The 14,851-nt window shown below is 41.5% G+C and carries 13 protein-coding genes and 1 riboswitch; of the genes, 9 read left to right on the plus strand and 4 right to left on the minus strand.

The genetic code is table 11. The features are described from left to right. Positions 1 to 8: 8 nt before the first annotated feature. The gene (locus FLK61_RS09850) at positions 9 to 284 is read right to left on the minus strand and encodes an ACT domain-containing protein (protein WP_176009297.1); all 276 of its coding nucleotides are present in this window, start codon (positions 282 to 284) and stop codon (positions 9 to 11) included. 102 nt (positions 285 to 386) lie between these two features. Then, a riboswitch (glycine riboswitch) is annotated at positions 387 to 464 on the minus strand. A 222-nt stretch (positions 465 to 686) separates the two neighbouring features. Here FLK61_RS09850 and FLK61_RS09855 point away from each other — a divergent pair. Then, positions 687 to 1,691 carry a serine hydrolase domain-containing protein gene (locus tag FLK61_RS09855; RefSeq protein ID WP_249777714.1) on the plus strand — a complete coding sequence of 335 codons (1,005 nt, stop codon included), beginning with the start codon at positions 687 to 689 and terminating at the stop codon, positions 1,689 to 1,691. Between the two features lie 274 nt (positions 1,692 to 1,965). Here FLK61_RS09855 and FLK61_RS09860 read toward each other — a convergent pair whose 3' ends face one another. Continuing rightward, the gene (locus FLK61_RS09860; RefSeq protein ID WP_176009299.1) at positions 1,966 to 3,033 is read right to left on the minus strand and encodes an acyltransferase family protein; all 1,068 of its coding nucleotides are present in this window, start codon (positions 3,031 to 3,033) and stop codon (positions 1,966 to 1,968) included. Positions 3,034 to 3,181: 148 nt separating this feature from the next. Between FLK61_RS09860 and FLK61_RS09865 the strand changes: the two genes are divergently transcribed. The 4 genes from FLK61_RS09865 to FLK61_RS09880 all read left to right on the plus strand — a co-directional run bounded on the left by FLK61_RS09865 (position 3,182) and on the right by FLK61_RS09880 (position 7,654). After that, positions 3,182 to 4,096 carry a DMT family transporter gene (locus FLK61_RS09865; protein WP_176009300.1) on the plus strand — a complete coding sequence of 305 codons (915 nt, stop codon included), beginning with the start codon at positions 3,182 to 3,184 and terminating at the stop codon, positions 4,094 to 4,096. A 590-nt stretch (positions 4,097 to 4,686) separates the two neighbouring features. Next, positions 4,687 to 5,970, plus strand: a complete 1,284-nt coding sequence (locus FLK61_RS09870) for an ammonium transporter (RefSeq protein ID WP_176009301.1) — start codon at positions 4,687 to 4,689, stop codon at positions 5,968 to 5,970. 2 nt (positions 5,971 to 5,972) lie between these two features. Further along, complete coding sequence (locus FLK61_RS09875; RefSeq protein WP_176009302.1) at positions 5,973 to 6,941, plus strand: DUF294 nucleotidyltransferase-like domain-containing protein; 969 nt, start codon at positions 5,973 to 5,975, stop codon at positions 6,939 to 6,941. Continuing rightward, complete coding sequence (locus FLK61_RS09880) at positions 6,938 to 7,654, plus strand: exonuclease domain-containing protein (protein WP_176009303.1); 717 nt, start codon at positions 6,938 to 6,940, stop codon at positions 7,652 to 7,654. Before FLK61_RS09875 ends, FLK61_RS09880 begins: the two co-directional genes overlap by 4 nt. Positions 7,655 to 7,658: 4 nt before the next feature. Here the strand turns inward: FLK61_RS09880 and FLK61_RS09885 are convergent, their stop codons facing one another. Further along, positions 7,659 to 8,306: an MtnX-like HAD-IB family phosphatase gene (locus FLK61_RS09885; protein ID WP_176009304.1), complete on the minus strand. Its 648-nt coding sequence runs from the start codon at positions 8,304 to 8,306 to the stop codon at positions 7,659 to 7,661. 95 nt (positions 8,307 to 8,401) lie between these two features. Here FLK61_RS09885 and FLK61_RS09890 point away from each other — a divergent pair, with 95 nt between their 5' ends. The 4 genes from FLK61_RS09890 (at position 8,402) to FLK61_RS09905 (ending at position 13,711) form a co-directional block, all read left to right on the plus strand. After that, positions 8,402 to 9,064, plus strand: coding sequence for an SDR family oxidoreductase (locus FLK61_RS09890; RefSeq protein WP_176009305.1), 663 nt, complete (start codon positions 8,402 to 8,404; stop codon positions 9,062 to 9,064). A gap of 78 nt (positions 9,065 to 9,142) precedes the next feature. Continuing rightward, positions 9,143 to 10,411 (plus strand): threonine ammonia-lyase IlvA, encoded by a 1,269-nt coding sequence (gene ilvA, locus FLK61_RS09895; RefSeq protein WP_430708806.1) that lies wholly within the window; start codon positions 9,143 to 9,145, stop codon positions 10,409 to 10,411. 126 nt (positions 10,412 to 10,537) lie between these two features. Continuing rightward, positions 10,538 to 11,389, plus strand: a complete 852-nt coding sequence (locus FLK61_RS09900; RefSeq protein WP_176009307.1) for a CvfB family protein — start codon at positions 10,538 to 10,540, stop codon at positions 11,387 to 11,389. 141 nt (positions 11,390 to 11,530) lie between these two features. Beyond that, a complete protein-coding gene (locus tag FLK61_RS09905; protein WP_176009308.1) occupies positions 11,531 to 13,711 on the plus strand; it encodes a type IA DNA topoisomerase in 2,181 nt (726 codons plus the stop codon). 31 nt (positions 13,712 to 13,742) lie between these two features. On the opposite strand, the gene FLK61_RS09910 is transcribed toward FLK61_RS09905, so the two are convergent. Then, positions 13,743 to 14,804, minus strand: coding sequence for a metallophosphoesterase (locus FLK61_RS09910; RefSeq protein WP_176009309.1), 1,062 nt, complete (start codon positions 14,802 to 14,804; stop codon positions 13,743 to 13,745). Between the last annotated feature and the right edge of the window lie 47 nt (positions 14,805 to 14,851).

Raw genomic sequence — 14,851 nt, forward strand, 5'->3', positions numbered from 1 at the left:
TCCTCCTATTAAATGCGGTGCATAGAGCCGAATAGCTCTTCTCGTTGCATGTCAATTTTAAGCTTCATCTCTTCACTAATTGTATCTAGATTATCGTGGAGGCGGTGGAAATCCTCTACGTCCGAAATGTCGATAAGCATCATCATCGTAAAGAAGTCTTGTAAGATCGTTTGAGAGATATCAAGCACGTTTACATCATTCTCTGCAAGCATCGTTGTTACTTTCGCTATAATACCAACCTGGTCTTTCCCTACTACTGAAATTACTGCACGTTTTTGTTCCATTTTGCTGTCACTACCTTCTCGTTTTAATATGAAGTCTTCTTGATGCACAAAAAAAGAGACAAGGGTTGTCCCTAATCTCAACAGAAAAAAACCGGCTCCATGCCGATCGTTTCTGTCCTTGTGCCTGAGATTATGAACCCTTCGGCGTCGCTTAGATGCGAACTCTCCAGAATTTGCTCCCGCAGTAGTGACCCACTGCGCTCATCGCTCGTATTAATTTAACTAAACGTATCAGTTTTCTAAATGCTAGTCAAGGGAATGAGAAATTAATATCACTGTAATAGCAACCATTATAAGACCGTGATATGATCAAGTTATTGTAACTGACAGAGGATGATCAAGGTGTATACAAAAATCATAAAGGTATTGATTGTAACAATACTTGTATTGGTGGGATTATTTATGTACGTCTATCTTTCCATGGATTCGTCTTCTGAAACGACGTGGGAAACGCATGAATCACTAGAGTCCGCTGGATTTAATCCGGCAGCATTAGAGCAGGCTCGTAACTACTATGAATCATTAAATTCGACGGCTGCTATGGTTATTTATGAAGGCAAAGTGTTGTTCTCATGGGGAGACGTCACGAAGAATACAAATGCCCATTCCGTTCGCAAAAGCTTTATTAGCGCCTTGATCGGCAACGAAATAGAGAGAGGGACGTTAAGTTTGGAGCAAACGCTCGAGGATCTTTCCGTCGAGGACGATACACCCCTTACTTCTTTAGAAAAGCGGGCTAATTTGAGCCACCTGATGACCTCAAGCTCTGGCGTGTACTTGCCAGCAGGAGAAGAGTCGTTTGGTATGAGACTCTCGAGACCTGCACGAGGAAGTAATTTCCCAGGACAGCACTACTATTATAATAATTGGGATTTTAATGTATTAGGCACGATTTATAATCAGCAAACCGAGAGAGATGTGTTTGAGGATTTTTACGAAAACATAGCCGTTCCTTTAGGAATGGAGGATTTTAGTTTATCCAATACGTATTATAAACATGAGGACCGTCGCTCTAGGCACCCTTCTTACTTATTCCGTATGTCGGCGAGGGATATGGCACGCTTCGGACAATTGTACCTTCAAGAAGGGGAGTGGGAAGGAGAACAGCTTGTTTCGAAAGAATGGATCAAAGAGAGCACCTCGGCTCAAAAAACCGTCCCCTCTAATTCCGTGTTTGACTACGGGTATTTATGGTGGGTCTCGACAACACCACCATATAGTGATTTAGGCTTATACTCGGCAGTAGGCAGGTATGGACAATCAATCGACATTGTTCCAGAGCTTGATTTAGTGTTTGTACACCGAGTTGACTCCACTACTTTGACACATCAATTCACGCGCTCCAGCGTAAACGAACTGCAGCGACTACAGCTGTTGCAGTTAATATTAGATGCCAGAAGATCCTAATAACAGGCAGGAACTGACCAGGAGAGAGGTTGGTTCCTGTTTTTTTGGTTGGGGAAGGGGCTTCGATGTTTTTTTGTCGGATACGCGATTAAGGTGGAAATTCACGCAATTCAGGAGGGTATTCGCGCAATCAGCACCGAAATATGCGCAGACAGAGACGAAATTCGCGCAATCAACAAAGTTTCACTATTAATACCAGTCAATACCCTCTATAAACCCCACAACAAAGCCCCCCGCACCAAGCGAGGGGCTCACATTTACCTTTTTACAACTATCAAACCGAACTCGCCGGAGGTTTATACGGCGCTCCTATCTTACCGATTACAATATGACCATAAGGGATTTTATTTAATACATAGACAGTTCCGATTGATAACAGTGTACTAAACACAAAAAGAATCATAATATAAGCTACACCTAACGGGATCGGGTACAAACTATAGATGAAGTCGATTGCGAATATATAGAAGTAATGTAATAAATAAATGCCGAATGAGTACCTGCTAATAAATGCAAAAAAGGTAGGTAGTCCCTTCATTTGAGAGGTCAAATAAAAGAGAAAGAAGCTACATGCAATGGTGTGAATCAAAATATCAATGCGTTTTGAGCTATGAATCGAGAGAATGCCAGAGTGATAAACAAATAGTAAAATAAAGCTCGTTACAAGCGGTCCTACAATAATCCAGTACCGATATTTAAGTAAAAACGTCATAAATGATTCATAGTAAAGACCGGCGTAATATCCTACTGCAAAATAGAAAACCCAACCAAACATGGGGACCCAATAAAATCGTTCCCATAAAAACATCGTCGCTGAATTTTCGATAGGAGGAGTAGTGAAGTTAAAAATAAATAAATAGATCGCGTTAATAATAAAGGCGATTGTAATAACTGGGAATGGACGCCATTTTTTTAAATATGAGTGGAAGTAATAGTGAAACAGATAAAACTGAAAGATAATGAGAATAAAATAGCCGTGATAGTCGCCTAATAGAAGGTTCATAGCAACAGTCTCCGCCCAGACGGAAGCGCCTGATAATAGAAATGGGAGCGAATAAAACACGCCCATGACGAAAAACGGGATCAGGATAAATTTTGTCCGCTTACTCAAAAAATAGGTTGGAAGCGGTTTGTTCCGATAGGAATAGGAGATTAAAAACTCCGAAATGAAGATAAACATCGGTGTCCCGTAATAGAGAAGCATTTGTAGCGAATCAAAAAAGATCGCAAACACTTCGCCCATAGCAATAATGGGAATCGTTTGTAGCGCTATATGAATACTGTGCAAAAAGACGATGCTCAAGCACCCAATACTTCGTAGCACAAAAATTTCTTTAATCATATAATCCTCCTTGCTCTCTTAACACTATTCATTAGACTACCATAATTTTACGATCGTGACGATATCCTTTAGTACGCTAAACCTGTTATTTTTGATCGGATGTGGTAGGATATACGTTGCTTTGATATTTTTAGAGAGAAGGGTTTTTGTGAACAAATCAGTTACGTATATAATCTTACTAGGAGTCATGGTCATTTGGGGCTTAAACGTCGTCGCAGTAAAATACTTAGTGGAGGCCTTCCCACCAGTAATGATGCAAGGTCTTCGCATCGGACTCGCAGGCGTCGTGACCATTACACTCCTTTTCTTCTTAAAAGATTTACGAGCGATGACAAAGCGAGAATGGGGCTACACGCTACTCGCTGCCATGCTCGGACAGGTCGCGCATCACTCCTTACTTGCGATCGGACTTGTCAACACAACCGCAGGCAATGCCTCGCTCATACTCGGACTCATACCTCTTACAACAGCTATATTAACCATGATCTTTCTTGGTGAAATTGTGACGAGACTGCGTTTTTTAGGAATCGCTTTAGGATTTATAGGTGTTTTATTTATCGTACTTAGTCCGGAAGAAGGGACAGCTAGTGTATCATCAGGTGACTTGCTCGTTCTCTTATCGATGATCGCCCAAGCATTCTCTTTTATCGTCATACGCAAAATTACCGTGACATTATCATCTAGGCAGATGACGGCAGTTATGCTGTTAGTTGGTTCGGTAAGTCTTATTTTGATTAGTTTAGTTTTAGAGCCTGCAAGCGCCTCTGCAATGACTAGCCCTAGCATAACGGTTTGGATTGTTTTTCTAACGTCTGCTATTTTTGCAACGGGACTTGGACATCTCGTCTATAATGGAGCGATCCAAAAAATTGGCGCGGGTCAAACAGCTGTATTTAATAATTTCGTGCCCTTTTTCGCGCTAATTGGCTCTTATTATTTTCTCGGCGAGCAGATTTTTGTGTCTCAGCTAATTGGATTTGTCTTTATCGTATTGGGGGTTCTGCTTGGAACGGGTTATATAGAAGCAAGATTTTTGGCGAGAAGACAAAAAAGACAGGTATAGATATAGAAGAAGAGGCTAGGGCACATGTAGATCATGGGTCCTAGCTTTTTTATGTTGGGTGAACGTATTTTGAATGAACGAACTTTATTAGAGCTTCGATTAATCGGAATAGGGTTGAAATAAACCGGAACAGAGCTTCGATTAACCGAATTGGTGCTGTAATAAACTGGAACAGAGCTCCGATTAACCGAATTGGTGCTGTAATAAACTGGAACAGAGCTCCGATTAACCGGATTAAGGCTCCAATAAACCGGAATCGACCTTCAATTAACCATTTGCGCTCTCATTAACCAACCCTTATCTACACGTTTCCGCTGCGATTCATCAATGTCCTTCTGTAAAAGATAATCATCCACTCAATAAAGACAAATCATATAAAAAATATTCTGTTAATTTTAGCTCCTTCAAGTAAACGCTTCCACTCAACTGCCACAATAATTACAGGATTTCACACAGTTTGGGACCTTTTGAATAGTCTGTTAAATTATCTGACAAATCGATTGTGTCAGAATTTTCAGCATGTATACTTGGGTTCATAGCTGATTGGCACATTTGCTAACAGAAAAAAATTCAAGAGGAGTGACGTAGGAATGGAAGCAATCGCATTAATGGATAATTTATGGGTTATCATCGCATTTGCTCTAGTATTGCTGATGCAAGGAGGATTCATTCTTCTTGAAGCAGGATCTACACGAATGAAGAATGCCGGGCATATCGCCGGTAAAACGATTTTCACGGTGGCTATTGCCTCATTAGTATTCTGGGCAGTAGGGTATGGGTTTATTTATGGGGAAGGCAACGCATTTATTGGTTTATCTAATTTCTTCTATGGTGACTTTTCTTTTGAAGGAGAAGGCTTGGCAGGTTCGGTAGACTTCATTTTCCAACTTGCATTTGCTGCAATTGCATTAACAATTGCCTTCGGTGGTTTTGCAGAACGAGCTAAGCTATCCGCTTATGTTATCTTCGCTGTACTATTTTCAGCACTTATTTATCCGGTAGTAGCACATTGGGTATGGGGAGGCGGCTGGTTAGCAGGCTTAGGAAAGCAAGACTTCGCAGGTTCTACAGTAGTTCACTTAACAGGTGCAATGGCTGCATTAGCTGCAACAATTGTATTAAAGCCTCGTATTGGTAAATTTAATGCAGATGGAACGTCAAACGACTTAGCTGGACATAACCAAGTATACACGGCTTTAGGTGTTCTAGTTCTTTGGGTAGGTTGGTTTGGATTCAACGGTGGTTCTACATTTGGAGTAGACGGAGCATTCTTCGGCTACGTAGCACTTACTACTCAGTTAGCAGCAGCAGCGGGTGCGATTGCAGCCATGCTTATCGTATCAGCAATGACGGGACGTAACGATATTCCAACGATGTTAAACGGTGCGTTAGCGGGTCTTGTAGCTATCACTGCATCTACAGCATTTGTAGCGCCATGGGCGGCTGTTATCATCGGTCTAATCGGTGGACTTATCGTACACTTTGCAATGGTTATGTTTGACAAAGCAAAAATTGATGATCCAATTTTCGCTTTATCTGTTCACGGTGTAGCAGGCGTTTGGGGTACACTTTCAACAGGATTCTTTGCTACACCAGCACTTGCTGAAATGAACGGTGGTCAGGCTGGATTATTCTACGGTGGTGGTCTATCACAGCTAGGAGTTCAATTAACTGGGGTTACCGTATCTGGACTTTACGCATTTGCAGTAGCATTCATTATCTTAAAAGTAATGGACAAAGTAATGTCAGGTGGTATCCGAGTATCTGAAGAAGAAGAGCTATTAGGTCTTGATATGAGTGAGCACGGAAGCTATGGCTACCCAGAAAACATGGCACAGCCAGAGCCAGCTAAAACAGAAAAGCCGAGTGCCTAACAATGTCTACTTTACAGGATCCGACGCATATTCCAACATACGATGAAATACGTGACGAGCTTGTAAATGAACGACAGACGATCAAGTCGCCGCAGGAGTTAAACGAGTTACACGACGACGTGATGAAAAAGATTGTACGCACGGCACAATATCGAACGGAGAGCGAGCATGGTCCAGCACCTGCTCGCTTTACGTTCCTTTTGCTAGGTAGTGCCGGTCGTCACGAGCAATCTTACTTTAGTGATCAGGACCACGCACTTGTTCACTATGGATCGGATAAAGAGACATCGTTTTTTTTACAGTTGGGGGAAGAAATTGTAGAAGGTATGGAGTACTGCGGGTACGAGAGGTGTGACGGCAAAGTAATGGCCAGTGAGGCGAGATGGTGTAAAAGTGAGGCTGCATGGCGTAAACAAATAGAAGACTATGCAAACGATGCAAGCTTTGATTCCATACGTTACTTACTCATACTAGCGGATTCTAGAGACTTACACGGGGATCCTTGTCCATTAAAAGAGCACCTCTTATCCATTGCTCGCTTTAGGAAAGAAATTAGAAGGCGTTTTGTCTCCAATATACAATTTAAACGACGGATGACGACGCTTTTTGGACAGCTTTTAACGGATCAGCACGGATACATTAACGTAAAAGAGGAGCTACTCTTTCCATATGTAAATGCAATACGAGTCGCTTCGATCATCGAAGGGATTAAAGAGGCAAGTACATTGGAACGGATGCAAAAGCTGCGAGAAAAAGTACCGAAGCTAGCAGGCTTTGAAGGAGCCTTTAAAGAAGCACTTCAGTTTAGACATGATCATACGTCTCACGTGCAAAGCTATGAGGATGTGCATCATATTAGGCGAAATGACCTATCTCGAGATGAGCAAAAAAAGCTGAAGCATCTCATGCTAGAAGGACGCAGTTGTGTCAAGGCTACTACAAGCTATTATCAGGAGGGTAAAAAGGAATGAATGCGATGGATCGCTTTATGAGACAGCTTACGGGATTTGTACAACCAAATAGCTATAAATCTAAAGAGCGGGATCCAGCTAAAATTGCTTACGCCAGGAGACTTCAAAAAGCCTCTCGTAAGCAAGCGCATTTGGAGATGCCCTTCGATCAGCTCCCTACCGTTATTTTTGATTTAGAAACAACGGGGTTTCATCCTACAAAGGGTGATACGATTTTGTCTATAGGAGCAAAAAAGCTAGTTGGACAGGAAGAAGTGGGAGAGTTTTATTCCCTTGTTTATCATGAAGAGGACCCGCCGGCTCACATACAAGAGCTGACGGGTCTTACCCTTACAGATTTAAAAGAAGCTCCAACGATGGATGAAGTGCTTCCTCAGTTTTTCGAGTTTATTCACGAACATACGCTAGTTGCTCACCATGCGATGCATGAGAAAAAGTTTATGGAGCATGTCACGTGGAATTTATACAAGTCCTCGTTTGACTATCGCTTACTTGATACAAGCTTTTTAACAAAGCTTATCCCTGAGATGAAGTCTCTGCACTCATTGGAAGAATGCTGCTCCTATTTTGACATTGACTTTAACGAACGTCACCATGCTCTAGCAGATGCTACCGTTACAGCTGAGCTGTGGAATCAGAGCATAGAAAAAGTGAAATCTCTTGGCTATCACACACTTCGTGATGTATATACGTACATTGCACGTACAAGATAAAAACTTACAGGGCCTCTTTTTTACGAAGTTTGTGATAGATGTCCTCAAAAGACGATACTTCTGTAAAAGGTACGCCTTTCTCAGAGAGGATTGGTACTAACTTATCACGAGCAAACGCATCGGTCACAATTTCTGACGGGTGTGAGTCTGGCTCACTGTCACCAAAATAATACGTTCTGCTATAGTTGGATTGAATGTCTTTTACTACTTTTTTCTTATCGATCCCGTAGCGATCGGAAAAGTAAGGTCCTTGCTCATCAATCTGAAACGTTAACGTGTCGTTAATGACAGCGGAGTCATTCGCGTAAAGCTTTGTGTATGGAATATCGTGATAGGTGAGGAAGTGCTTAATATAAAAATCCGCTCCCGCACTAACCACATAGAGGTCCACATTTGCGTTCGCTAATTTGTTAGCGAACGTTTTAAATGTCTGATCAAAAGGGATTGTCTCCGCGTAGTCACGTAGCTTTGACTCAGACATGGGAGCTTGGTTAAAAACATGCTGTAAAAAATCGCGATCTTTGTATTTACCTGCTTGCCAAGCCTCGTATTCTTCTTTCCCATTCGCATAAAAATCATCAATCATCATCCAATAAAAATCCTTTGATGAGATTGTTCCGTCAAAATCGGTTATAAACGCCCAATCTGCCATTCTATCCTCTCCTTTGCGCTCTCATTATACATATTATTCGGAATAGTTGCACGAGCTATCTATTATCTATATGGTGGAAGAAAGGAGTGATTAGCATGCAAAAAATCGTTGTCATTACAGGAGCACGTGGAATAGCGGCTGACGTTATTGAGAGAATGATTAAAAAAGAGTACAAAGTAATTGCCATCACAAAAACAGATGCAGCATCAATCCCTAGCAGTTGCAGTAGATATGTGGCTGATATTACGGATGAAGCAAAAGTAAAAGAGGTTCTCCATCAGATTGACCAAGAATTCGGAAGAATTGATGCGCTCATTAACAACGCTGGTGTCGGGCATTGGAAAACGGTTGAAGATATGACGAGCGAAGAATTTGATGATCAGATGCAGACAAATGTGAAGGGCGTCTTTTTAATGAGTAAATACGCCATTCCATTATTACGTAAGTCGAGTCAAGGACATATCATTCATGTTGCTTCAGATCTATCCTATACGTCACGACCTAAGGCAAGTGCTTATTGTGCGAGCAAATGGGCGCTACTAGGTTTTGCAGGGTCATTAAAACTAGAGCTCGCTGAAGATGGTATTGCCGTATCGACAGTTGCTCCAGGACTCGTGCAAACAGACTTTGGTGGGGTACCTAAAGAGAAAAAGGAGCATGGTCTATTACCAGAAGAGGTTGGTGCTTATATTGACCTATTAGTGGAAGCGAATGGAACATCCCAAGAGATAATTATCCGTCCTAAACCGCTTACATAATAAAAAGCGTCTAGTTTCTGTTCCGAAAGCCATAAGGATGTGTTAAGATAAGTTTTAATATTTTGAATATAAAGGAGCATGATTATGGCGAAGACGAAAGTAGAAACGGTGCAGGTTAAGGACATCTTACTCGCTCATCAAGCTCTAAAAGAAGTGATCGTGAAAACACCTTTACAATTGGACCCTATCCTTTCAGACAAATACGAGGCAAACGTATATTTAAAGAGGGAGGACCTTCAAGTTGTTCGTTCGTTTAAGCTACGTGGTGCGTACAACCTTATGCAGGGTCTATCGGAAGCGGACTTGCAGCGTGGCGTCGTATGTGCAAGTGCAGGGAACCACGCGCAAGGCGTCGCATACTCCTGTAAAGCGCTCGGTGTAAGAGGCAAAATCTTTATGCCAAGCACGACTCCAAGGCAAAAGGTATCACGCGTCGAATTTTTTGGAGAGCCGTTTGTCGAAGTAATTTTAACTGGCGACACGTTTGATGATGCATTTAAAGAAGCGAAAGAGGCGTGCGATGAGGAAGGCATGACCTTTATTCATCCATTTGATGACATGAGAACAATGACTGGGCAAGGGACCGTTGGTTTAGAAATTTTAGAAGATATCGAGGTACCTGTCTCACATATCTTTATGAGCATCGGCGGAGGTGGCTTGATAGCTGGGGTTGGATCGTACTTTAAACAAATTAGTCCTTCAACAAAAGTAATCGGTGCTGAGCCGCTTGGAGCACCTGGAATGAAGCGTTCGCTTGAATCAGGTGAAGTCGTGACGTTACCGAAGATTGATAAATTTGTAGATGGCGCAGCGGTAAAACGAGTTGGCGATACATCGTTTGAGGTAGCAAGGCAAGTAACGGATGATATTGTTGTGATACCAGAAGGAGAGGTGTGTACGACGATGCTCTCTCTTTATAACGAGAATGCAATCGTTGCAGAGCCTGCTGGGGCGCTTTCCATCTCAGCTTTAGACCACTATAAGGATGAAATTAAAGGAAAAAATATCGTTTGTGTGGTTAGTGGTGGGAACAACGACATTGATCGCATGCAGGAAATTAAAGAGCGCTCGTTAATTTATCAAGGTTTAAAGCATTATTTTATCGTCAATTTCCCTCAGCGAGCAGGGGCACTACGTGAATTTTTGATTGACGTATTAGGACCGACGGACGACATTACACGATTTGAGTATACGAAAAAGAACAATCGTGACCAAGGACCTGTGCTTGTTGGCATCGAATTGAAGCATCGCGCTGACTACGATAGTTTGATTGGTCGTATGGACAAAAAGGGCTTTGGCTATATTGAAATTAATAAAGATGAAGATCTATTTAACTTACTCATTTAATTTAATTTTATCTTTAAACGAATAATACACCTTGATATTTGGCATTATTTAAGCTAAGTTAAGGAAAAGACCTTGTCCGTGTAACAATGAAATGGACAAGGTTTTTCTTATGAGGAGTTGGTATGAATGAGTGATAATTTAATTGGACAAGTAGTAACAGCAGAAGTTTTAAGTAAGACGGCGAACGGTTTTTTACTGAACTATCAAAACACCCGCATTTTCCTCCCAAAGGAAAGCGTAAAGGGTCCTATAGGTGATGAGGTAGACGTCTTTTTATATAATGATAATAATGGACAAATCATTGCATCCCTTCAAATCCCGACGATTTTATCCGGCACCTACGATTGGGTAACTGTGGTGAAGGTTGTCGCGAAGCTAGGGGTATTTGTTGATATTGGTATGCAAAAGGATATTTTAGTATCGATGGATGATTTGCCACTATTTGAACGCGCATGGCCAAACGAAGGAGATCGACTCTTTGTGACACTTTCTAATGATCGACGCGGTCGTTTAATTGCGCTACCGGTTAAAGAAGAGATGATTGAAGAGGAAAGAGATCGCGCATCGCTCGCGCTTAAAGGCAGTGAGATTGAGGGGCACATTTATCGTGTAAGTAAAGTTGGCTCATTTATGATTACGGAGCAAGGCTATCGTGGATTCATTCATGAGTATGAGAGAAAACGTGAGCCGAGACTTGGCGAATTTGTTAAAGGAAGAGTGATTGACGTCAAAGAGGACGGTTCGTTAAACGTGACGCTGCGATCGAAGGCTCAGGAGAGTCAGTCTCAAGACGCAGATGAGATTCTAGCATATTTAGAACGCTCTGGTGGTCTGATGCCATATACGGATAAATCTGATCCAGATGAGATTCGTGAGCAGTTTAAGATTAGTAAAGCGTCGTTTAAACGCGCTTTAGGGAAGCTTATGAAGGACGGAAAAATTAAACAAGAAGATGGACAAACAACGCTAGTAGAATAGTTGCGTTTTAGACGTGCGTACCGTATGATAAAAAACATACGTTCGCACGTTTTTTATTTTGGAGAGGGGATATGCCTAGATGATTCATTCCACTGTAGTAAAGGCAGCACGATCATTAATTACGTGCCAGGAGGGGATGGAATGGTAAAAGTAATACTATCCGAAAAGCCTTCTGTAGCAAAAAACATCGCGGATGCTCTTAAAATAAAGACGAAACAGGATGGCTATTTCGAAGGAAATGGCTATATCGTGACGTGGGCATTCGGACATTTACTCCAATTATTTGACGCACTTGATTATGATGCGAAACTAAAGCGGTGGCACATGGATAACTTTCCATTTATTCCGAATGACTTTCGTTATAAAGTGAAGCGTGATTTTAAACAGAAGCAAAAAGAGGATTTCCGCGCTAAAAAGCAGTTAAAAACGATTCATCAGCTAATCAATCGCTCTGATGTCGATGGAGTCATTCAAGCGTGCGATTATGATCGCGAGGGTCAAATCATTGGAGATACGATCATTTATCAACTTAAAACGAAAAAGCAGACGTATCGACTCCTATTAAACGAATGGACAGCTGACGAAGTAAATAGAGGACTCGAGCGTTTGAAGCCAAATACAGAGATGCGACCGCTTCTAGATGCAGGTATTAGTAGGCAGTGGGCAGACTGGGTGATTGGTATTAATTTGACCTCTGTTGCGACATTGAAATATCAAAAGGGTGGTGGAAAGGCGCTGAATATTGGTCGCGTCTTACTACCTACATTAAAAATTATTTATGATCGTGATAAAGAAATAAACGAATTTGTCCCGAAAGACTATGCGAAGCTAGCTGCTACGTTTCAGACACCTAAAAAAGAAACATATGAGGGCACGTACACATTAGATAAACAGGATAAATTTGAAAAGAAGGAAGAGCTTGAAGCCATTCAAAAGCTGATAGATGGGAAGCAAGGTACCGTGATCAAGAAAACGGTAGAAAAGAAAAAGGAGTTTCCCCCTTATCTGTTTAATCTCTCGAATCTACAGGGTTATATTACGAGTAAGTATAAGGGTTTCACCTCCGATAAAGTATTGAAGGTAGCCCAATCTCTATACGAGAAGAAATACATTACGTATCCGAGGACAGCGAGTGTCGTGCTAGATGAAACATTAACAGGCAAAGCAAAGCAAGTGTTAGATAAAGTGAAGACTGGACTGCCTTATGAAGACGAGATCCAATTCGCTAAAAAGAAACGGGTGTTTGATTCATCTAAAGTGGACAGTCATAGCGCTATTATGCCAACCTACGTATTACCGAAATCGCTTAATCGCGATGAGGAGCTCGTTTATACTGCTATTAAAAATCGATTTATTATGCAGTTTATGCCGATTGCGGAGTATGAAGAAACAAAACTGACGACTCAAATAGAGAAAGAAGCTGTAAATGGTGTGTTCCTGACGAGTGGAAGAGTTCAGCTCGTGGAAGGCTTTAAAAAGGTGGAAAAAATCGAATCAAAGGATCAGCTTCTACCCTTTGTCAACGAAGGAGAAGCGGTTGATGTTATGAGTCACAAGGTGTCGATGCATACAACAAAACCACCAAAGCCTCATACCGAGAAAACGTTACTTCGTGTTATGGAAACGTGCGGGAAAAAGCAAAAGGAAGCGGCTGAGGATAATCCCGAAGAAATGATGCAGGCTATTTTAAGTGGATATAGCATCGGTACGCCGGCAACACGTGCGGAGACGATTAAAAAATTGAAGGACGTTGGCTATATTACAGCAAATCAAAAAAATCTCGTCTGTACAGAGCTTGGTGTTCGATTAGTAGAGACGTTCCCTGTGAAGGAGCTATTTGATTTAGAATTTACAGGGCGTCTTGAAAAAACGCTGTCGGATATAGAAAAGCAAAAACAAACGCGGGAGAGCTTTTTACAGTTTATTTATTCGTTTACACGAGAGTCCGTCGATAAAATTAAGCAGGATCAAGACGTGACACTTCACGTGGTAGAACGCGCGAGAAGAAGTAATGAAACGTTAGGAAAATGCCCATTATGCCAGTCTAAAGTGGTTGAAGGGCAAAAGGGATTTGGATGTAGCAACTGGAAGAGTGGATGCAAATTTGTTATTTGGAAGAACGATAAATATTTAGCCTCTATGAAGAAAAAGCCAACAAAAACGATGGTGAAAAGCTTATTAAAAGATGGCGTTGCAGTGGTGTCGGGGTTAAAAAGTAAAAAGGGATCCACCTTTGAAGCGAAGCTACGCTACGAAAAAAATTCGGATAACGACTACTTCAGTTGGAAAATGGAGTTTGATAATAACAAACAAGCAAAATAAGCAAACAAAAAAGCTGCCGAGGCAGCTTTTTTTACGTTTCATCTGAAAAGGTGACATCAATACATACAATCTCAGACCGAGTGCCAATTCTAATTGGCGGTCCCCAAAATCCGAAGCCACTGGAGACAAAAGCGTGCAGTTGCTTATGCTTTTTGTATCCGTAATCTAAGAAAAACATTCGCTCTGTAATGAGGTGAAATGGCCAAATCTGACCTCTGTGCGTATGCCCACTGACACTAATATGTGCACCAGCATCTGCGATCTTTTCAAGCTCTGTCGGCTGATGATCCATGACTAAAACGGGTAAATGCTCGTCACCAATCATGTCATCTACAGATTGACGATTTCGGTCTGTTTGATCTAAACGACCGATCACTCGCAGGCTGTCTGCTACAACGAATGATGCATCCTCCAGTAACTGGATGTTAATCGTTGATAAAATGTCACGTAGTTTAGGAATCTCCTTGCCGTAATATTCGTGATTACCGAGCACCGCTAGTTTACCGAATGGCGCTTGGAGCTTCGCCATCGTCTCATCCATATGCTTATTATGGAAATGTGCTGGATCATCATCGACAATATCCCCAGCTAAAAGAATGGAGTCTGGTTTTAGTGCGTTTACGTGTTTAACTAGTCTTTTTACATGGGTATGTCCAGAAAGTCCACCAAAGTGCATGTCAGATGCAAGTACAAGCCGAAGCTTATCTTGTGTTGCTTGTCGTTTAGGTACGGTGATCGAGTAAGCGATCGTTTTTGTGCTATATGCGCCAAATAAGCCAGCAATCATATAAAGAATAAACGTTGTTGCAAATACAATCTGTAAAAGCGCAAATGGTGCCACATAATAAAGCAAATGTAAGATTGGTAGTACCATAAGCATATACGTCAAAATAGCAAACCAGATAGAACCTATAAGCTTGGCTAGTAATAGTTTGTTAGCAAGTAAATAGCTAAGGCCGAGTAGTGAGAATAGAATGGCTAAAAGGGTAAATGAAACTGGTATGAATAATGCTGTTACAAAGGCTAAATACACGTGCAGAGCAATGTACATAAGGATAAAAATGCCTGCACCAATAACGACAGTTCGGTTCATGGGTTGATTCCTCTCTCATGTTCATTCTGTTTTATCTGTTGTATAAT

This window comes from Paenalkalicoccus suaedae (genome assembly GCF_006965545.2).
GTDB classification, from domain to species: Bacteria; Bacillota; Bacilli; order Bacillales; family Salisediminibacteriaceae; genus Paenalkalicoccus; species Paenalkalicoccus suaedae.